The sequence below is a fragment of the Arcicella sp. BE140 genome (assembly GCF_031456255.1).
In the GTDB taxonomy this organism is placed as follows: domain Bacteria; phylum Bacteroidota; class Bacteroidia; order Cytophagales; family Spirosomataceae; genus Arcicella; species Arcicella aquatica.
On sequence record NZ_JAVDUE010000010.1, the window covers coordinates 121,165 to 142,085 of the forward strand.

16 protein-coding genes are annotated in these 20,921 nt (G+C 36.7%); 10 read left to right on the forward strand and 6 right to left on the reverse strand.

The window, feature by feature from the left end; genetic code table 11:
• Nucleotides 1-70 precede the first annotated feature (70 nt).
• Complete coding sequence (locus J2Y60_RS15100; protein WP_309919396.1) at nucleotides 71-2,506, reverse strand: TonB-dependent receptor domain-containing protein; 2,436 nt, start codon at nucleotides 2,504-2,506, stop codon at nucleotides 71-73.
• A 220-nt stretch (nucleotides 2,507-2,726) separates the two neighbouring features.
• On the opposite strand from J2Y60_RS15100, the gene J2Y60_RS15105 reads away from it, so the two are divergent.
• From J2Y60_RS15105 to J2Y60_RS15145, 9 genes are all read left to right on the forward strand, one after another.
• A complete protein-coding gene (locus tag J2Y60_RS15105; RefSeq protein ID WP_309919392.1) occupies nucleotides 2,727-3,866 on the forward strand; it encodes a histidine kinase in 1,140 nt (379 codons plus the stop codon).
• Nucleotides 3,863-4,591, forward strand: coding sequence for a LytTR family DNA-binding domain-containing protein (locus tag J2Y60_RS15110; RefSeq protein WP_309919391.1), 729 nt, complete (start codon nucleotides 3,863-3,865; stop codon nucleotides 4,589-4,591). The genes J2Y60_RS15105 and J2Y60_RS15110 overlap by 4 nt, the downstream gene beginning before the upstream one ends.
• A 117-nt stretch (nucleotides 4,592-4,708) precedes the next feature.
• Nucleotides 4,709-5,770, forward strand: coding sequence for a histidine kinase (locus J2Y60_RS15115; RefSeq protein ID WP_309919388.1), 1,062 nt, complete (start codon nucleotides 4,709-4,711; stop codon nucleotides 5,768-5,770).
• Nucleotides 5,767-6,171: a response regulator gene (locus J2Y60_RS15120; protein WP_309919384.1), complete on the forward strand. Its 405-nt coding sequence runs from the start codon at nucleotides 5,767-5,769 to the stop codon at nucleotides 6,169-6,171. The genes J2Y60_RS15115 and J2Y60_RS15120 overlap by 4 nt, the downstream gene beginning before the upstream one ends.
• 3 nt (nucleotides 6,172-6,174) lie before the next feature.
• Nucleotides 6,175-6,453: a LytTR family DNA-binding domain-containing protein gene (locus tag J2Y60_RS15125; RefSeq protein ID WP_309919380.1), complete on the forward strand. Its 279-nt coding sequence runs from the start codon at nucleotides 6,175-6,177 to the stop codon at nucleotides 6,451-6,453.
• A 181-nt stretch (nucleotides 6,454-6,634) separates the two neighbouring features.
• Entirely contained in the window at nucleotides 6,635-8,035 is a 1,401-nt protein-coding gene (locus J2Y60_RS15130; protein WP_309919378.1) for a DUF3500 domain-containing protein, read from the forward strand.
• Nucleotides 8,032-9,363 carry a HupE/UreJ family protein gene (locus J2Y60_RS15135; protein ID WP_309919376.1) on the forward strand — a complete coding sequence of 444 codons (1,332 nt, stop codon included), beginning with the start codon at nucleotides 8,032-8,034 and terminating at the stop codon, nucleotides 9,361-9,363. Before J2Y60_RS15130 ends, J2Y60_RS15135 begins: the two co-directional genes overlap by 4 nt.
• A 231-nt stretch (nucleotides 9,364-9,594) precedes the next feature.
• Nucleotides 9,595-10,632, forward strand: a complete 1,038-nt coding sequence (pheS, locus tag J2Y60_RS15140; RefSeq protein WP_309919374.1) for a phenylalanine--tRNA ligase subunit alpha — start codon at nucleotides 9,595-9,597, stop codon at nucleotides 10,630-10,632.
• A gap of 230 nt (nucleotides 10,633-10,862) precedes the next feature.
• Complete coding sequence (locus tag J2Y60_RS15145; RefSeq protein WP_309919372.1) at nucleotides 10,863-13,832, forward strand: DUF2723 domain-containing protein; 2,970 nt, start codon at nucleotides 10,863-10,865, stop codon at nucleotides 13,830-13,832.
• A gap of 656 nt (nucleotides 13,833-14,488) precedes the next feature.
• Here the strand turns inward: J2Y60_RS15145 and dnaJ are convergent.
• From dnaJ to J2Y60_RS15160, 3 genes are all read right to left on the reverse strand, one after another.
• A complete protein-coding gene (dnaJ, locus tag J2Y60_RS15150; RefSeq protein WP_309919370.1) occupies nucleotides 14,489-15,649 on the reverse strand; it encodes a molecular chaperone DnaJ in 1,161 nt (386 codons plus the stop codon).
• Nucleotides 15,650-15,730: 81 nt separating this feature from the next.
• A complete protein-coding gene (locus tag J2Y60_RS15155; RefSeq protein WP_309919367.1) occupies nucleotides 15,731-16,333 on the reverse strand; it encodes a nucleotide exchange factor GrpE in 603 nt (200 codons plus the stop codon).
• Between the two features lie 58 nt (nucleotides 16,334-16,391).
• Nucleotides 16,392-17,294 (reverse strand): DNA-3-methyladenine glycosylase, encoded by a 903-nt coding sequence (locus J2Y60_RS15160; protein ID WP_309919364.1) that lies wholly within the window; start codon nucleotides 17,292-17,294, stop codon nucleotides 16,392-16,394.
• Nucleotides 17,295-17,362: 68 nt separating this feature from the next.
• Between J2Y60_RS15160 and J2Y60_RS15165 the strand changes: the two genes are divergently transcribed.
• Nucleotides 17,363-17,875 carry a methylated-DNA--[protein]-cysteine S-methyltransferase gene (locus J2Y60_RS15165; protein WP_309919361.1) on the forward strand — a complete coding sequence of 171 codons (513 nt, stop codon included), beginning with the start codon at nucleotides 17,363-17,365 and terminating at the stop codon, nucleotides 17,873-17,875.
• Nucleotides 17,876-18,173: 298 nt separating this feature from the next.
• On the opposite strand, the gene J2Y60_RS15170 is transcribed toward J2Y60_RS15165, so the two are convergent.
• A complete protein-coding gene (locus tag J2Y60_RS15170; protein ID WP_309919358.1) occupies nucleotides 18,174-19,343 on the reverse strand; it encodes a THUMP-like domain-containing protein in 1,170 nt (389 codons plus the stop codon).
• Between the two features lie 175 nt (nucleotides 19,344-19,518).
• Nucleotides 19,519-20,763: a DEAD/DEAH box helicase gene (locus J2Y60_RS15175; protein WP_309919355.1), complete on the reverse strand. Its 1,245-nt coding sequence runs from the start codon at nucleotides 20,761-20,763 to the stop codon at nucleotides 19,519-19,521.
• Between the last annotated feature and the right edge of the window lie 158 nt (nucleotides 20,764-20,921).

A 20,921-nucleotide genomic window follows, 5' to 3' on the forward strand; every position in this document is an offset into this window, starting at 1 on the left:
GACTTAACTAAACCATTGATAATAAACAGACTAACTATTAGTCATGCCATGAGTTTGTTACCTAATCTCACTACCGTATCCTACTCCCCTCCTCTTCTACATTATTTGTTTTACTACGACTACGAACTGTACTGCCAAAGCTTCTGGAATAACTTAATTTAAAGATCCTTGCATATGCCGTCTCGTCCATATAATGCACTTTATTATTTTCTATAAATACTACAGGGGTAACTACGCCTACTTCGGTATAAATATTCATTGATTTAAAAATATCCGTAATAGCCAATTGTATCGTTCCTCTGTCTTTATCTAGCTTTTTGGCTATGCCCAAATTCATTACGCCAAAACCTTTTATCATATTGGGGCCATCAAATTGGTTTGTATTATGCCATCCTGTAATTTCTACTTCGATATTATGTGGTAGACTTACGCTCTGATTCAAGAAATAATTATGAAACAAATATGCCTTTTCGGCAACTTGAGGGGTATATCCAACTTTGTATTTACGGTAAGCCGTTGTCCCTCCTATGGTTATTTTCCACCAACTAAAAAGCTGAATCGGCACATTGGTAGTGAGACTGACACTATTCATATAATCCAGATTTTGTGGAGATAAGATAAATATATCTTTGGCGGCAGTTGTACTTAATTGATAACGAATGATTGGATTTACTTCCTGTTGAATACCTAACCCAACGCTTATATTTTTATGGGTAAAAGTGGTTTTGAAGGCATTGGTAATGCTTGGTTTTAGCAATGGATTGCCTGTAAAAACCGAACTAGGGTCATTATAAAATAAGCCAGAAATCAAGTCATTATAAGCTGGTCTGCTGATGCGACGCGAAAGACTCACTACGTAACTACTATTTTCAGCTATTTTATGGGTAAAATTCAATGAAGGAAAAAATTGTGAATAGGTGTTCGTATGATGATTAATATCTCTTGCCCAATATTCATACCTCAAACCCGTAGTGAAAGATATTTTAGGGCTTAGGGTAAAATCAAATGAAGAATAGGCGGCTAAAATACTTTCGTTACTAATCACAGTACTTTGTGAGCGACTATCCAACACCCAAACGTCATGCTCCTTTTTTTCTACTTTACTATTATTTGTATTGCTAGAATAACTCCCTTTGATGCCCGTTTCAACATTTATTTTATCAGTCAACTTCGTCGAAAAATCACCTTTCAATACGCCAATATTCAGTTCTGAAAGGCCTTCGCCTCGGTTACCTTCTGTAAAAACTGAGTCTGATGGTTTGATGATATTCCCTGCTTTATTATAATAGGTGCTATTAATCAAAGATGGGCTATTGTTTCTGAAATACCAATAACTGGCATCAATATTCAGTTTAGATTTTATGGATAATTGTTTTTCTAAAAATGCGGAAGATTGCACATTTTGCCCAAGATTATTCCCCAACGAATTTATCTTCATGGCAAAATAATTGCCCGATTGAAAATCATAAAATCCATCGCTTTGAACATTTGGCTTTGTAGTTGAATGTAAGTAGGTTATGCTCCCTCCCACTAATGTTTTAGGGTTCAGTCTGTGGTCAAATCCCAGTGAAAGGTTATGACTATTTTTTAGGTTAATTGTAGCACTATAAAAACCACTGGTATAAGCTCCCCCCAAAGCAGGGAAATTCAATGCACCATAGGCCTGCCAACTTGACTTAGCCTCGTCGTGTAACATCGAGTAAGAAGCGTAGTAATTGGAGTTTTTAGTGCCATGTGATAAATTAATAGAAGCAGCTGCTTTCTCGCCGAACCCATAGCCTAACGTTGAAGAAAAACTGAGTTTTGTCCCTTCATATTCATTTTTCTTTAAGACAATATTGATTAGTCCTGCCCCACCTTCGGCATCATATTGGGCAGTTGGCGACGTAATGATTTCTATTTTATCAATATTATCAGCATTCATGCCATTGAGCATTGCCATTACTTCCGTCAACGACAAGCGAACTGTTCGTCCATTAATCATCACCGCTACGCCACTTTGTCCGTTTAAACTAAAACTATTATTTCGGTAGTCAATAATTACCCCCGGCAATCTTTCTAACACCTGTAGGGCAGAACTCCCTTTCGTCATTAAACTACTCTGAACATTTATCACTTGCCCGACGGGTGTAGTCTGAATTAAATTCTTTTTGGTGCTTACCACGACTTCGTTTAGGGTATTGATATTCTCGACCATTTGTAAAACGCCAATATCCAACGCTTCGTTTTGCAGAGATACGGTAATGGGTTTTGTAATCATAGACTGATAACCTACACTACTCACGCCTATTAAAAAGACACCTTCCTTTACTAAGGGCAATGAAAACACGCCTTTTTCATCCGTATACGTTCCTTTTAGGATAAGAGTATCGCTTGCTTGGTACAATACAACGTTTACAAAAGGGATGGCTTCATTGGTTTTATTAATTATTTTACCAGTAATTTGTCCGTAAGAAGTTGTTGCTATTGAAATGGCAATAATTAAAAGTAAGGCATTGGTTTTCATTGGCTTGTCATTTTGATTGTTAGTCAAAACAACAGCACATTTCCAAGATAAAATAATGTGATTGACAAGTCTTAGATTTGTATTGACCAAATGCAGAAAAAGCTCATAATCACGTTAAATAGTCATTATTGCATCTTGTCATTTTACTGATGTCGTTCGTCAATATGGATAGGTTATTATTGAGCATCAACGTATTTTGCAAGCTATTCTCTTTCATAAAATGTTCAATAACAAGGCTAATATCTTTTCAAAGAACAGTTGGTTTATTAAATATAAACTATACCACATCCCATTTTGGTTTTTATACCACATCGCTTGGTGGACGCTTACTATCCGTAATTTTAGTGCCGTAGCCAATAATTTATTGAGTAGTGCCTACTCTATTAAATTCTTGTTTTATGTAGTCTTTCAAGCCATTGCGGTTTATTTCAATTTGTTTTACCTGATTCCTCATTACCTTCAAAAAGGCAAGTATGGACTGTATATTTTATTTTTATTACTCGTTGTGCTCAGCACTTCGTGGTTTATTGTCGCGGGTTATTATACCAGTGCCTATCTTTCAGATTTCACCTTCAAAGAACTTTATCAAAGAGAACCCAGTGATTTTATGTTCTTTTTCCTGATCAATGCCCTACCGTCGACGATGGCGAGTACAACCCTTGCGATGAGTATCAAACTGACAAAAAATTGGATTCAATCAGAACGAAAGCAACATGTATTAGAAAAAGAGAAATTGGAAACAGAATTGAAATACTTGAAATCGCAGTTCAATCCTCATTTTTTGTTCAATACCATTAATTCCATCTTTGTATTGATTCATAAAAACCCAGACTTGGCATCTGAATCACTGGCTTCATTTTCAGATTTACTTCGTTATCAACTATACGAATGCAACGAAAACGAAATAGCCTTGGAAAAAGAATTGTTCTTTCTCAATAACTTTATTGAATTAGAAAGGCTACGGTTGGATGAGAAACAAACTGATTTAAAATTTGAAATCAACAACCATTCCGCTATCGGCCAAACCATCGAGCCTTTTATCCTAATGCCCTTTGTTGAGAATGCGTTTAAGCATGTTTCAAAAGGGAAAGGACAACAAAACTACATCAGCATGACGCTAGACATTGATAGTGAGATGGTTCATTTGATGATAGAAAATAGTTTTGTAGTGGCTCAGAAATCAGACAATGGCATGTATGAAAATAGTGGCATAGGGCTAAAAAACGTCATACGAAGACTTGATTTATTATATCCCGAACATTACAAATTAGCTATTAATGAAACTACCGACAGGTATAAAGTGGCGTTAAAGTTGGCATTGAATAAAAAGCAATCTCTAATCCCTCAAACAACCTTATGATGAAATTAACTTGTGTAATTGTAGATGACGAGCCTTTGGCCAGAGAAGGGCTAGCTAAATACGTAGAAGCCATCGACTATCTAACCTTAGTAGGGTCGGCTGAAAACCCGTTAGAGTTAGATAAACTGCTAGAAAACGAAAACGTAGATTTGATATTTTTGGATATACAAATGCCATTTATGAGTGGGTTAGATTTCCTAAAAATTAAAAAAGACTTACCAATGGTGATTATCACCACGGCCTATCAAAACTATGCGTTAGAGGGATTTCAATTTGATGTGATGGATTATTTACTAAAACCTATCACCTTCAACCGCTTTTTTAAAGCTGTTTCCAAAGCCCGTGAGTATCAACAATATCGCAATCACAAAGCGGGCGTGATAGAAGAAATTGACCGAAACGATTTCTTCTTTATCAAATGTGACAATAAGTTCGAGAAGATATTCATTAATGAAATACTCTTTATTCAAGCCTTAGAAAACTATGTTTTTATCCAAACCGAAACAAATAAATACATGACCTTGATTTCGTTAAAGGCTGTGGAGGAATATCTGGATAACAAGCATTTTATCCAAGTCCATAAATCGTATATCATCGCCGTTTCAAAAATAAAGACAATTGAAAACAATGAAATATTCATACAAGGCTTCAAAATTCCGTTAAGCAGAAGTTTCAAAGAACAGGTATTAGACAAAGTTTTGAAGGATAATTTGTTGAGAAAATAATTGCGATTAATAAAGGTCTGGCATCAATACTTTCTAAAATTATAAGCATCTAGAACGCCTATAATCAACAAACTTGTTGCATATTGTGCAAAAGACCATCATAAATAGACTGCTAGCATGAAACAGAAAGAAATTGTATATCATTCATTAGCTATTATTGCTTTTGTATTTTTGCCTGTTTTGTTGTACCCTCATCCGCCCGAAGCCGAAAATTTTCTTTTTGCGTCACCTACCATTCGGGATTTTATTGGCAATGCTTTGATGATGGCTTTCTTTTATATCAATTATTATTACTTCATTCCCAAAATCTATCTTGACAAAAAATACCTGATTTACGGTTGCTTACTGATAGCTTTTCTGTTGTTGATTAGCTGGTTTCCGTCTTTTGTTACGGGCAGATTTTTGCGTGAGGCTAATACTTTTCATCAAGGAGAAATGCCTCCTCCTCCTATGTCAGGACATTTTCCAGCCCATTTCCCACCCAAACCAAGCGAAGGTACTTTTCTTGAGGAAATCAAGCATCATATTTTTGTATATGGTATCGTAGTGCTTTTTTCCATTTTATTGCATACACGCAACCGTTTACTGAAGACAGAAAATGAAAAATTACAAGCTGAACTCTCTAACCTAAAAGCTCAGATTCATCCCCATTTTTTGTTCAATACGTTGAATAGTATTTATGCGTTGGCGATTCGGAAAGATGATAAAACGCCCGAAACAATCATCAAACTTTCGGAGTTTATGCGCTATCTGCTGAAAGATGCTAATCAACATCAAGTTGCTTTGGAAAAGGAAGTTACCTATATTGAAAACTATATAGATTTACAAAAGTCACGTTTAAGAAATAGCGTTGCTATTGATTATTGGCGTACTGGCAATTTCAACGACAAGCAAATTGCGCCGCTTTTGTTGTTCAATTACATTGAAAATGCCTTTAAACATGGCGTAAACCCCGAAGAAAACTCAAAAATTAGCATAAAAATTAGTCTTGTAGACCAACACCTGAGTTTAGAAGTAAAGAATAATATTGTTACGCAAAAAAACACTGAAAATTCGTTGAATATCGGAATGCCCAATACACAAGAAAGACTAGACCTATTGTATCCCAAAAATTACAGGTTAGACATTCAGAAAACGGCAGAAACTTATACTGTGCTACTTGATATACTATTAACATGATAAGAGCTATCGCTTTAGACGACGAACAACCTGCTTTAGAAATTATCGATTTCTTTTGTAGCCAAATAGCAGGAATTGAATTACTGAAAACTTTTACCAAAAGTGCCGAAGCCAGATTGTATTTAGAAGAACATCCAGTCGAGTTGATATTCTTAGATATTAATATGCCTGCCATTTCGGGCATTGATTTTTTCAGAAATATTCCTCATGAAATCATGGTCATTTTCACAACTGCTTTTAGTGAATATGCCGTTGAAGGTTTTGAATTGAAAGCTATTGATTATTTATTAAAACCATTTACGCTCCAACGTTTCCAACAAGCAACACAAAAAGCCATTGATTTACAGCAATTTTACCTTCAAAATCAACAGCAATATTTGTATTTCAGAGTTGACTACTGATTAGTGAAAGTATTCGTATCAGACATTATTTTTATTGAAGGATTGGACAATTACCTTAAAATTCATCTACTTAACCAAAAACCATTGATAGTAAGAATGACGATGAAAGCTTGTCTTGAAAATCTTTCTAACAATCAATTCGTCAGAGTGCATCGCTCTTTTATTGTAGCAATAAAGCACATCCAATTTGTTAGAAATAAAATGATTTTTATTTCCAAAGAAACAACTATACCGCTTGGGAATAGCTACGAAGAGGGCTTTTTTAACATTTATGGGAAGTAGGAATCATAAGTTTTGAGTTCTGAGTTTTGATCTCTTATCGGTGATGAATTTTAAAATAAAGATTAAGACAATAATCTATTTTCACCACAACATTTCCCCTATTCACCACAACAAAGCAATATTCATCCTGTATAATGTGTAATTCTTTTGTAGAAATACAAACAATTAATACATATACTTTATGAAAATGAAATCTCTTTGCTTAGGTTTTTTTAGCTTACTCACACTTTGGGGAGTACAAAGTTGTAAAGAAAGCACCTCTACGGTTACGCCTTCAAGTCCGAGCATTACGACGCTCGATTGTTCATCCACTACTTTTTCAAGCACTGCTACTAGCGGAACTGCGTATTCTGGGACTGCCACGATAGCTTACACTGGTGGAAATGGTGTTGCTTATACAGCAAGTACAGTTACTTCAACAGGTGTTACAGGCTTAACTGCTACTTTATCGGCAGGTACTTTAGCAAGTGGAGCAGGCACTTTGAGTTATTTAATAACAGGCACACCCGCTAGTACAGGAACAGCGGTTTTCGCAATTACTTTAGGTGGACAATCCTGTTCTGTTTCATTAACCGTAGGCACCACTTCTGGAACTGGCGGAACAGGCACGACTACAGGTTCAGTATCACAAGTGGTAGAATTGGCCAATGCATTCTTGGCTACTTTATCTACTTCACAACAATCATCCGTTGTTTTAGCTTTAAATCTCACTAATGCCAAAAAATGGTCAAACTTGCCTTGTGGGGTACAATGTCGCCAAGGGTTAGCATTCAGTACTTTAAGTGCTACGCAATTGGCTGCTGCCAAAGCTGTAATTCAAGCCGCTAGTGGTACAACCGCCAATGAAGGATATAGCGAGTTTTTACAAATCAACTCGGCAGATGATGTACTAGGCACAAAATCAAGTGGGGGATATTCTTCTGGTTATTATATCATTGCTTTCTTGGGTACTCCGAGTACGACAGGCAAATGGATGCTACAATTTGGCGGACACCATTATGCCCAAAGTGTTACGTATGAAGCAGGGTCGGTGGTCAGTACTACGCCTTCTCACCAAGGAATTGAACCTAAAAGTTGGACGGCAAATGGTGTAACCTATTCGCCTTTGGCAGAAGAAAGAAATGGAATGGCCAATATGTTGGCATCCTTCACAAGCACTGAATTAGCTGCTGCTAAAATTACCTCTACTTTTTCGGATGTAACAATGGTTCCAGGTTCTACAACCAATACGTTCCCAACGACCAAACTAGGCGTTAAAGTAAGTACGCTTAGTACAACAGCACAAGCCAAAGTATTGGCCGCTATGATGCCTTGGGTGAATGATTTGGATGATGCCTCTGTGATAGCATTCACCAAAATATATTCAAACGAATTAGCTGACACCTATGTGACTTACGCTAGTAATACCAGTGGTACTTCGGGCAATGCTTCTACCTTTTTTACGGCTAATACCGACTATGTCCGTATTGATGGGCCGAGTGTTTGGATAGAATTCATTTGTCAAACGGGGGTAGTATATCCTGCAGAAATTCATTATCACAGTGTTTACAGAGACCACAAACGTGATTATATAGGTCTATGATACGTATAAGAGCAACTTTTATCAGCCATTTTTCAAAAAGAAAATGGCTGATAATCAACATCATAACAATGTTGATTATCGGGAATGTATCAAAAACATTGGCACATCAAACGCCGAGTACAGTAGTATTACTTGATGTCAGTCCTAAGCAAGTGATGGTAGAGTTACAATTACCTATTGGAGAATTGGAGTTAGCTTTTGGACGGCCGTTGACTAAAAACCCAGCAAGTATCATTCCCACAATGGGACCTCAAATCAAAGAGTATTTATTGGCTCATATTCATCCGATGGTAGCAAAAGACCAGCCGTGGATAGTGGAAATAAAAGATATGCACTTGCAAAAAGGCGAGCAAGCATATAGCGGACCCTTTCAGGAAATTATCGTGCATTTGATACTTACACCACCAGAAGGAGCAGATACGCGTAATTTCATTTTTGATTATGATGTCATTATGCATCAATTAGTCACCCACAGTGCTTTAGTTTTACTCAGAAGCGACTGGGCATCTGGAAAAACCAATACTGAGCCTACAGAAATAGGCGTAATAAGAGTTGATACCAAAACAGCACTGATATATCCTTTAACAATAAATTTAGCAGCAGGCAGTCACTGGAAAGGGTTTGCAGGAATCTTTGCTTTGGGCGAAGAACATATCAAAGAAGGCATCGACCATTTGATGTTTCTATTGGTATTATTGTTGCCGATTCCTTTAAGTTATGCTAAAAAAAGATGGGGTAATTATCGTTCGGTTCGAATAAGTTTAGTACAAATTTTGAAAGTAGTCACCGCTTTTACGATTGGGCATTCGATAACACTTTTAATGGGTGCGATGGCTTGGGTTATTTTGCCTAGTAAATGGATTGAAATCTTGATTGCTTGTTCTATTTTGGTTTCGGCCATTCATGCTATCCGTCCCATCTTTGCAGGCAAAGAAATGTTTATTGCATTGGGTTTTGGCTTGATTCATGGCCTTGCTTTCGCCAATACTTTAATTGATTTACACCTTGATACCGTCAGTATGCTTTTAAGTATTTTGGGGTTCAACTTAGGTATCGAAGTAATGCAATTGTGGATAATTTTGTTATGTATCCCTTGGGTAATTATCCTTAGCAGAACACCTTATTATTCAATTTTCAGAATATCCTGCGCCATATTGGCAGGTATTGCAGCCATTGCTTGGGTAATAGAAAGATATTCACAGCAAGTAAATTTTATTAGCACTTTCATGAATAAAAGCCAAGTGTATTCATTTGAAGTGTTGTTGGTATTAATAGGAGTCTCACTAACTCTTTTCTTACAAAAGAAAATATCCGTACTCATGGCATGACAAATTATTGAGAACTATCAGCGTTCACTGTTAGTCATACCATGAGTTTTTATAGTCTGGTAGTATCTTTTAAACAGCCCTCAAATTGACAAATAGCTAAATTTGTCAATTTTTTTTGCCCTCTAAGTACGAATAGTGTAATTTTGCACATCTTCAAGAAACAATCACTCAAAATTCTTTAAGATGCCAACGTAAACAACCACTTTGGCTCACAGCATTCAATACCGATAAATGCAAGATAAGATTAACAACATACATCAGCAAATTGCTGATTTTCAGCTTTCCACGAAGGAACAACTTGAAGCTTTCCGTATCGCTTATGTAGGACGCAAGGGCGTGATTGGCGAACTTTTTGATGAGCTTAAGAACGTTGCCCAAGAAGAACGCCGTGCCGTAGGACAAGCATTGAATACTTTGAAAGATGCTGCTCAGACTAAATTCAACGAATTTCAAGCATTGATTGAAGCTAGTTCTGAAAAATCAGTGGCGATTGAATTTGATTTAACACTCCCAAACGTTCCTTTTGAAAACGGAAGTATTCACCCGCTTACTTTAGTAAGAGCCCGTATCATCGAAATCTTTGCTAAAATGGGTTTCAATGTTTCGGATGGTCCTGAGATAGAATCTGATTTTTATAATTTTACGGCATTGAATTTTGCCGAAAATCACCCTGCCCGCGAAATGCAGGATACGTTCTTTATTGAGAAAAAAGGTGGAAACGTAGCAGATGATATTTTGTTAAGAACACATACATCCAACGTACAGATTCGTTTGATGCAAAACCAAAAACCTCCTTTGCGTTCTATCATGCCGGGGCGTGTGTATCGTAACGAGGCTATCTCTGCCAGAGCTCACTGTTTGTTCCATCAGGTAGAAGGTTTGTATGTTGATAAAAACGTTGGTTTTAAAGATTTGAAAGATACCCTTTATTATTTTGCAAAAGAGATGTTCGGACAAGATACTAAGGTTCGTTATCGTCCTTCATATTTCCCTTTTACTGAACCTTCGGCCGAAATTGACATTACTTGCCTCATCTGTAAAGGTAAAGGTTGTAATGTTTGTAAATACTCTGGTTGGGTAGAAATCGCAGGTTCTGGAATGGTTGACCCTAACGTGTTGGAACAATGTGGTATCGATTCTCAGGAATACACAGGTTTTGCTTTCGGAATGGGTATCGAAAGAATCACAATGCTGAAATATCAAATCAAAGACTTAAGATTATTCACTGAAAATGATGTGAGATTCTTACGTCAGTTTGAAGGATTATAGACTATTTGTTAATATGCTTAGAAAAGACCTGTAAAATCAGGTCTTTTTATTTTATATAAGTCAATAAAATTCAGCTACTTCTTAGCAGAATTAACACATTTTAACAGCCCTACCCTCTTCAAGCCAATCTTATTTAGTATTTTTGAATTCAAATTTGTCTTTTGCTAACGTTGATAATCATTTTTTACTGAAAAAACAGTATCAACAAACAACCGATAACGTACCCCTCAATGAACAATTTTAAAAAAATCAACAATCTCATAGGCTGGATTGTATTTGCTATTTCATTATTTGTCTTCACCGCCACAGTTGAACGCACTGCTTCCTTCTGGGATTGTGGAGAGTTTATCGCCTGTGCTTTTAAACTTCAAGTGCCGCACCCTCCAGGAGCACCCCTATTTTTATTGTTGGGTAGAATGTTCTCGCTATTGGCTGGTTCAGATACTACCCAAGTAGCATACTGGGTAAATATGATGTCAGTATTATCAAGTGCTTTGACGATATTGTTTATGCACTGGACGATTGTGTTAATCGGACGTAAGGTTTACAACAAAAAATTTGAAGAGCTTTCAAAAGGCGAAGCCATTACTTTATTAAGTGCTGGTGTGATTGGTTCATTGGCTTATGCGTTCTCAGATACTTTCTGGTTCTCGGCTGTTGAGGCAGAAGTATACGCTATGTCGTCGTTCTTTACTGCTTTGGTAGTGTGGGCGGCTTTCAAATGGGAAATTATCGAAGATGAAGCTACAGCAAACCGTTGGTTGATTTTGATTGCTTATATCGTTGGACTTTCAATCGGTGTTCACTTACTGAACTTGGTTACTGTTCCTGCTTTGGCATTGTTATATTATTTCAAAAAATATCCTGTTCCTACTTTCAAAGGAGGTATCATTTCATTATTGATTGGCTTAGTAATACTCGGAGTTATCAACTCTGCTATTATTCCGGGTATTCCTTCAATGGCTTTCAAATTCGAGTTATTATTTACGAATGGTTTCGGATTGCCTTATGGTACTGGTGCAATTTTCTTCATCATTGCTTTGGTAGGTGCTATCGTTTGGGGGATTTTATATTCTATCAAAAAACAAAAAGTTACCCTTAATATTTCATTGCTTTCGTTGGTATTTGTATTGATTGGATATTTGTCGTATAACTTAGCTTTTGTGCGTTCTACGTTCAATACGCCTATTAACGAAAACGACCCAAGCAATATCTTGAATTATGTAAAATACCTGAAACGTGAACAATACGGAGAACGCTCATTATTGTATGGTCCGATTTATACGGCTACTGTTGAAAGTGTAGAAAAAGGCGCTCCTGTTTACAAAATGAAAGACGGTAAGTATGAGGTATATGATTATAAGCAAAAGCTAATCTATTCTAAAGACGGACAAATGTTGTTGCCACGTGTTTACAGTAGTGTCCCTCAGCATATTCAGTTGTACGAAGAAATCTTGGATTTAGCACCGGGTGAAAAACCGACTTTTATAGACAACATGAAATTTATGTTCAAAAAACAAATGGGACATATGTACATGAGGTATTTACTTTGGAATTTTGTTGGTCGCGAGAGTGATATTCAAGATGCTGGTGTAATCGATTATACTCGCTCAGGCGAACTTCCTGAATTACTAGCCCACAATAAAGCACGCAACAACTATTTCTGGCTACCACTGATTTTAGGGATATGTGGTTTTGTATTATTAGTACGCAAAAACGAAAATGACTTCTTAGTAACTACATTAATGTTCTTACTGACAGGTTTAGCACTGGTTGTTTTCTTGAACTCTCCGCCAGTTGAACCTCGTGAGCGTGATTATATTTATGTTGGTTCGTTCTATTTCTTTGCTATCTGGATTGGTCTAGGTGTTATTCAAGTGGCTGAATGGCTAAGCAAATTCTTAAAGAATGGCTTAGTTGCTGGTACTGTGGCTACTGTAGTAACAGCTGTTGTTCCTGTGATTTTAATTCAACAAAACTGGGATGACCACGACCGTAACCACCGTTACCACCAAATAGATTTTGCTAAAAACATGCTGAATTCATGTGCACCAAATGCAATCTTATTTACTGGTGGCGACAACGATACATTCCCATTATGGTATGTTCAAGAGGTAGAAGGCTATCGTACTGACGTGCGTGTTTGTAACCTTTCATTATTAGGAACAGACTGGTATATCGACCAAATGAAGCGTAAAACGTATGATTCGCAGGCACTTCCTATTTCTTTACCTAAAGACCGTTTCTTGGAAGGTTTGAACGAGCAAATCATGTATTACGAAAATCCGAATGTAAAAACGGGTATCAACTTGCTTGAATATTTGAAATTAGTAAAAGATGATAATCAAGCCATTAAAGTTCCTTTAACGGATGGTTCAATGATTAATACGTTGCCGACTGAAAACCTATTTTTACCAATCGATGTTGAAGCGGTTAAAAAAGCAGGATTCGTTCCAAAAGATATGGAGCCGTACTTGACAAATCAAATGGCTTGGTCAACAGGTAAAGGTGGTATCATGAAGCCTGAGCTTATTCAGCTAGACTTGATTGCCCAAAATGCAGCAACTGGATGGAAACGCCCAATTTACTTTGCTACTACTTTGCCTTCTGCAAGTTATTTGAACTTGAAAGAATATATGCAATTAGAAGGCTATGCTTACAGATTGATGCCTTTCAAAGTGCCTGAGGCGAAGGATGGTTTTGTAAATACTGACATTATGTATAATAATATGACAAAGAAGATGTTCTGGAGAGATTTGGATAATCCTAAAACATATTATCATTCAGATTTCTATTTAGAAGTTCCTGTAGTAACGGCTCGTTTAGCTTTCTTACGTTTAACAGACCAATTGGTTCGTGAGGGTAAATTAGACAAAGCTAGAGCTGCTTTAGACTATTGCTTGAAAGTAATGCCTGATAAAACGATTCCTTATGATCAGCTTTCGGCAAATTTTGTAGCCTTATATTTAGCTGCTGGCGATAAGAAAAAAGGATTAGAAATGGCTGAAACTATTATGAACAGAAATAATAAGGCCTTGGATTATTACTTACTCGACAAAAAGAATAGCGACGGTAGACAAATTCAGACTAACCTTTATGAGATGCAAATTATCATTGAAGGTGTGAAAAATGCTAAATTGCCTGAAGCTGCTAAATACCAAGCGATGTTTGATAAGCAAATGGCGAAGGCGAATTCTTAGGTTTTGTATAGACTTGAGGATTATAAGACTTAAGGACTTGAAGATTTTCTTTGGGACTTGAGGAATTTTGGACTTTAGGACTTGAAGATGATGGACTTTAGGACTTGAAGATTTTAGACATTAGATTTTAGACTTTTTTAGTCTTGGTTTTTATTAAAATAAAAATCCCCTTATTCAGTGATGAGTAAGGGGATTTTTGTTGCTATGGATTAAAGATGCAGTCGCTTGGCTTCAGCCGAGTGACGATTATTCGCATAAGCCCTCTGGGCGTATTGATAGTTGGATATGATTTAGTTTTTAGGAATAGCTTTGTAAATAAGGAAACGTTTGTAAACATAAAAAATCGATTACTCAAGTCTTTCTATTAGGGTGCGACTTAAGTCGCACCCTAATAGAAAGAATGCAGTTGCTTGGTTTTAACCGAGTGAAAAGTAGCCACTTGGGCGTATTTGTAATTGGATGAGATTTAGTAAATAAAGCCAAGCGACTGCAATTACATCATGAATAACAAAAAATCCCCTTACTCATCGCTGAATAAGGGGATTAATATTAAAAAACCTAAGACTAAAAATCTAAAATCTTCAAGTCCTAAAGTCCAAAATTCCTCAAGTCCCAAAGAAAATCTTCAAGTCCTAAAGTCCAATAATCCTAAAGTCTTAATTAAAAAAATCCTTCATCTTTTCGAAGAAATTTTTGTCGCTTTTACTTGGCTTTGGTTGGAAGTTTGGCGAAGTTCTGAACTTCTCTAGCTGTTCAGTTTCTTCACGGCTAAGCGTCTTAGGCGTCCAAATATTCACGTGGATTAGTTCGTCACCCACGCCATAACCATTCAACTCTTTGATACCTTTTCCTTTTAAGCGAAGAATCTTACCTGCTTGTGTTCCCGCATCAATCGTTATACGTGCTTTACCGCCGATTGTTGGTACTTCTACAGAAGTCCCTAAAGCCGCATCAGCAAAGTTTAGGTATAAGTCATAGATTACGTTAGTACCATCACGGTGTAATACTTCATCAGCTTCTTCTTCGATAACGATTAATAAATCACCAGCCACCCCACCACGAGGAGGTACATTTCCTTTGCCCGTCATAGACAACTGCATGCCTTCGGCTACACCAGCAGGAATTTTGATTGGAATAACTTCTTCTTCTAGTACTCTACCTTCACCAAAACACACCTCACAGCGCGTTTTAATCATCTTACCTTCACCATTACAAGTAGGGCAAGTAGAAGTAGTCACCATTTGTCCAAGCATAGTCTGCTGAACACGACGCACTTGTCCAGAACCACCACAAGTCTGGCACGACTGTAATTCAGTACCGTTCTTAGCACCGCTTCCGCTACAAGGCTTACAGGTAACATGGCGTTTTACTTTTATTTTCTTTTCAACACCGTTGGCTACTTCTTCAAGGTTCAATTTAAGTTTGATTCTTAAATCAGACCCTTTTCTAGTTCTACGGCCTTGTTGCTGACCGCCCCCATTGAAGAATCCACCAAAAGGATTGTTATCACCAAAAATATCTCCAAACTGGCTGAAGATATCATCCATATTCATTCCTCCGCCATTAAAGCCGCCACCTCCGCCAGCAGCTCCGCTCATTCCTGCATGACCGAAACGATCATACTGAGCTTTTTTCTGAGCGTTTGATAACACTTCATACGCTTCAGCGGCTTCCTTGAATTTCTCTTCAGCTACTTTATCCCCAGGGTTTTTATCTGGGTGATACTTGATAGCCATCTTCCGATAAGCCTTTTTTATTTCATCTTCCGAAGCTGACTTAGAAAGTTCTAATACCTCGTAATAATCTCTTTTTGCCATCTTTTCTAATCAATGAATTGAGTAATTAAGCAGAAAACCATCCAATATTTTATGGATTACAACATTACTCTGATAATATTTTTAGTTTGCTACAACAACTTTTGCAAAGCGAATCACTTTTTCGTTCAAATAATATCCTTTTTCCACTACATCAAATACTTTCCCTTTGTCTTCTTCTGTAGGAGCTGGGAATTGTGTAATTGCTTCGTGCACATCTGGGTTAAATACTTGTCCTTTAGCATCCATTGGTTTTAAACCTTTAGTAGCCAAAGTATTACTTAATTTATTGAATATCAATTGGATTCCTTCAGAAATCTCTCCTTCTTGTGCGTTAGCAGTTGCTCTTTCAATATCATCAATTACTGGAATAATATCTACAATTACTTTCTCTGATGCCGACTGAATCATTTCCAATTTCTCTTTCGCAGTACGTTTACGGAAATTATCAAAATCAGAATATAGGCGTAAATATTTATCTTTCAACTCCGCTATTTCTCCTTGAAGTTTTTCAGTTTCAGAAATTTCCACTGTTTCTTCAACAACTGCCTCTATATTTTCAGAAACATTGTCAGTTTCTTGGTTCAACGCTTGTTCTTCTGTCTGTAATTCTTCTTTATTTTCCATTTTCAATATACTTTTCGCTTTATTTTTATACTTCCCTAATACTGTCAAAAGTTTTGCCATTTGTTGGTTTCTGTCAGATTGACAGTTTTTGAATTAACAAAGTTACAGTTTTTTACGCTCAAATTGATTGAATTGCCTTATTCTTCACAGCTAAACTTCGCCAGAGGTAAAAAACAGTATAGGCTTCCCACTTTTCAAAGCCTTTGAAAAAGGTTTCTAAGTCTGCCCTTAAAGGTTTTTTAGGCAAACCTTTCAACGCATTCAAGGCATTATACAACCCTACATCTCCGTAAGTTACACATTCTAAACGCTTTAACGACTTCATCAAAGCATAATTTGCCGTCCACTCCCCTATTCCTCTGATAGCCACTAGTGCTTTGATAGCCTCTGCTGTTGAAAAGCCTTCCAACATGGTTTTTGACAGTGTTTTCTCTGAAAAAGTACGGGCAATCTCCATTAAATACTCTGCTTTTCGGGTCGAAAATTGCATATTTCTAAGTTCTTCAACCGTCAGTCTAGCAATTATTTCGGGTTTGGGAAAAAGATAAAAGTCTTTGCCTTCATAAGTTTGTTTATAACCATACGTCTCCGTCAATCTACGTTTGAGCTTATACGCAAAACTAAGATTAATTTGCTGTCCAATAATCGACCAACATAAGGCTTCAAACAAATCAGGAATACCCAATAGTCGTAAGCCGTGATAGTCTGTAATCATATAAGCTAAGTCGTCGTCCTTGGCTAATAGCTGATAAAATGGCATTAAATCTCGTTCTAAATCAAACCATTCTGTCACAAAATGGCAGATTTCATCTTTGGCACATTCCCCTGTTAATACATCTATCTGCAAATGATTGTCGAGTGCTTTAATTTCAATTAAAGTTGGTTTTTCATGAATAGAAAGCAGTTTCAAAACAGAATTTTCCCGAACTTCGTGTAGGCAATCATCATAGTTTCTATCTAAAAACCATAAGCATTCTTGAAAAGAAAACTGTGGAGGAACAGGAAGGAAGATTTGATTCATGTTTTTATTGCAAAATACTGAATTGTTTTCTTCAAATAAAAACCAAACCTTGCTAATCATTCGCAAATATGAGTACTGAAATTTTTACAAAATACATAGATTCCCCCCTCGGCCAGCTTGAAGTGTCTGCTACAGAAACCTACCTTACATCTATTCTTTTTGTAGAAACACAAAAAAAGCCTAGTCCACGCAAAGAAGCTACTTTGTATGTTCCTGCCATCATTGAAACGTATCAGCAACAAATACAGGAATATTTTGATGGCACTCGCAAGGATTTTGACATTCCCTTTCAACACGAAGGTACTGATTTTCAGAAATCTGTTTGGGAGAAACTAGTAACAATTCCTTACGGCAAAACGATTTCGTATTTAGAGCTTTCAAGAAGGATTGGCAACGAAAAAGCCATTCGTGCGGTTGGAACTACGAATGGTGCAAACAAATTTAATATTATCGTACCCTGTCATAGAGTAATTGGTGCGAATGGGTCGTTAGTTGGTTATGGCGGTGATTTATGGCGGAAAAAGTGGCTATTAGAACATGAAGCCAAACATACAGGAAATTATCAGACTAGTATGTTTTGATTTTTTGTATTTTTTACCCGCTGATTTACAGAGATTATTTCATTTAAAATCTCCATCATCTGCGATTTTAAAATCAGCGTTAATCTGCGGGAAATATTTACCCGCTGATTTAAGGAGATTTATACGCTGATTATTCTTGTTAAAAATCTCCATCATCTGCAATTTTAAAATCAGCGTTAATCTGCGGGAAATATTTACCCGCTGATTTAAGGAGATTTATACGCTGATTATTCTTGTTAAAAATCTCCATCATCCGCGCTTTAAAATCAGCGAAAATCTGCGGGAAATATTTCTCCTCCTATCTACTACAAACAATAACAATCTTCTGATTTTGGGCATCGGTAGTTGCAAAAAGATAATCATCCCCCCCTTCATTCAGTTTCAATTTTTCTCTGATTTGTTTTACAGTCAAAGGGAAATTTCTGATGGTGATATTTGCTTTGTTTCCTGTGATATGTTTTACAATTTCCTTTTTATCTAATTTGCACACTGCCTTTATTTGAAAAGTCCTGCCCTGAAAATCATTGACTAATTTCTCAGAAGTATAAAGATGACTATGCGGAGCTATTTTCTGCAAGCCAAATTGTTGAGCAACCATTCTAAAAGCACCCGATTTTAAAATAGCCGAATTAGGTTCATACAAAAAATGTTGTGGACTACTAAAACCAATCATAGCCGTTTTTTCCTCCGACTTCTGAAAGGTAAAAACGTGTTGCTCAGTTGACTTTCCTTCGGAAAAATGACCTTGTTTCAGAAAATTAATAGCGGTGATATTGGCTTCTGCATGGTAGTCTTTTTGCAGATAAAATAAAATTTCTTTTACCTCATTTTCCACAGCAACGATATATACGTTCGATACATTTTTTAATTCCAATATGGCTAAATCAATATCCAACATAGGTGATACCTTCAAGAGTACGTTATCAGTTCTTTCAAAAATCAAACTTTTGATTTCCAATATATTAGGCTCACAGTCTTGTAGTTTTACCACTTTGTTTCCCGTATCATCTCGCCTATGTGGGTCAAGGTAAATCCATGAAAACTTTGTTTCGTTCGCTTTCAACCAAGTTTCAGAATTGCCTTCAATAAATTGTATGTTCTCAATACCAAGTACCTGATAGTTATGCTGAGTAACTTTCAATAACTCATTATTCTGTTCAGCATAAAAAGCTTTGTTGAAACCTTTACTCATGTAGGCAAGGTCTATTCCCATACCCCCCGTTAGGTCTAGCAGGGTTTCTCCTTTTACCAAACTTGCTTTAAATTTAGCCGTAATTTCAGAAGAAGATTGTTCTAGCGACAGCATTTTGGGGAAGAAAACATCAAGGTTTTCTGTCCATTCAGGCAATTTGTTTTTAGCTTTTTGTCTAGCCTGAATTTGCGCTACTAGATAAGGAATATTGAGGGTAGGAAAACGCTTTGCTTGTAAAAGTAACTGATTTACATCATCATGAAGATGCGTTTGCACAAAGCGTTTTTCTAATTCTGTGAGTATATATGTTGAAGCCGATTCTATAGTTTTATCATTTAAACTACAAAATTACGTTTCAGCAGTGACATTTTAAGAAATGATAGGTGTTTTTCTAATAATTATACTAATTTGATTTAGCCAGATTAACTTTACTAATGCTTAAAATTCTCCTTTAGCTTATATTATTAGATTGCTCTTTTTTATCAAACTTCTTCTTTTTCTTAAATGGCTTTTTCTTGAAACCATTTGCATTTACTCTTTTATTAGGTTGATATACTGGGGCATCACCCATTCCTTCTGGCAATGGCGTTTTAGGAATTTCTCTTCCTATCAAAGCTTCTATCGCAGCAAATTTCTTCTGGTCTTTATCATTGATAAAAGTAATGGCTACACCTGTGGTAGCTGCACGAGCCGTCCTCCCGATTCTGTGGATATAATCTTCAGGGTCGTTTGGTGTATTAAAATTAACCACTAAACTAATGCCCTCTACATCTATTCCTCTTGAAAGAATATCTGTTCCAATCAAAATGGGCAAAGATTTACTTTTGAACTCTCTCAGAATCTCTTCCCTTTCCTTCTGATCTAAATCAGAGTGAAACGCCTTGGCTTTCAGTCCAGTTTGTCTAAGTTCTTTGTCTAACTGTTTTACGTTTTCTTTCGTTGAAGCAAAAATAATAACACTAGTATATTTGCCTTCTTCCAAAAGATGTGTCAACAATTTTATTTTCTGTATATCATACACCAAATACGCTTGTTGCGAAATGCCTTCTGATGGTTTAGAAATAGAAATATTTACCTGTTCTGGATTATTCAGAATGGTGTTAGCCAACAACCTGATTTTAGGAGGCATCGTCGCCGAGAAGAGAATCGTTTGGCGGTCAGCAGGGAGATACTTGATGATTTTGATAATATCATCATAAAAACCCATATCCAACATCCTATCGGCTTCGTCCAGAATCAAATGTTTTAAATGAGAGAAGTTTATCTTTCCCATTTGTAACAAAGCAATTAGCCTTCCGGGGGTAGCTATAATGATTTCTGCACCATCTTCCAGTGCTTTTCTTTGCTGATTCCAAGCAGCGCCATCACCTCCGCCATATATCGAAATAGAGCTGATACCCGTAAAATAACCCAAGCCTTCTACTTGTTGGTCTATTTGCGTGGCAAGCTCGCGAGTAGGCGAGATAATCAGCGTATTGAGGTGCCTCTGTTTATCAGGGGTATTGATAATCTTATGCAAAGTGGGCAACAAAAAAGCAGCAGTCTTGCCTGTTCCAGTCTGAGCACAGGCAATTAAATCTTTATTTTGAAGAATCAGCGGAATAGCCTGTTCTTGTATTGCAGTTGGTTTGGTATAACCCATCGACTCTAGGCCGTCTAAAAGCTTTGAATCAAAGTTGAAATCTTGAAATGTCAATTTATATTAGTTTAAATTTTGCTCGTCTAACAAGGATTATATTGAACTTGTTGGCGCTAAAGTAAAGTATTTTAGCATACAGAACGAACAAACGTTGATGTTCAATTTTGAAAAGATAGCTAAAATTTACGACAAATACAAATTGACAATCCAAAGGA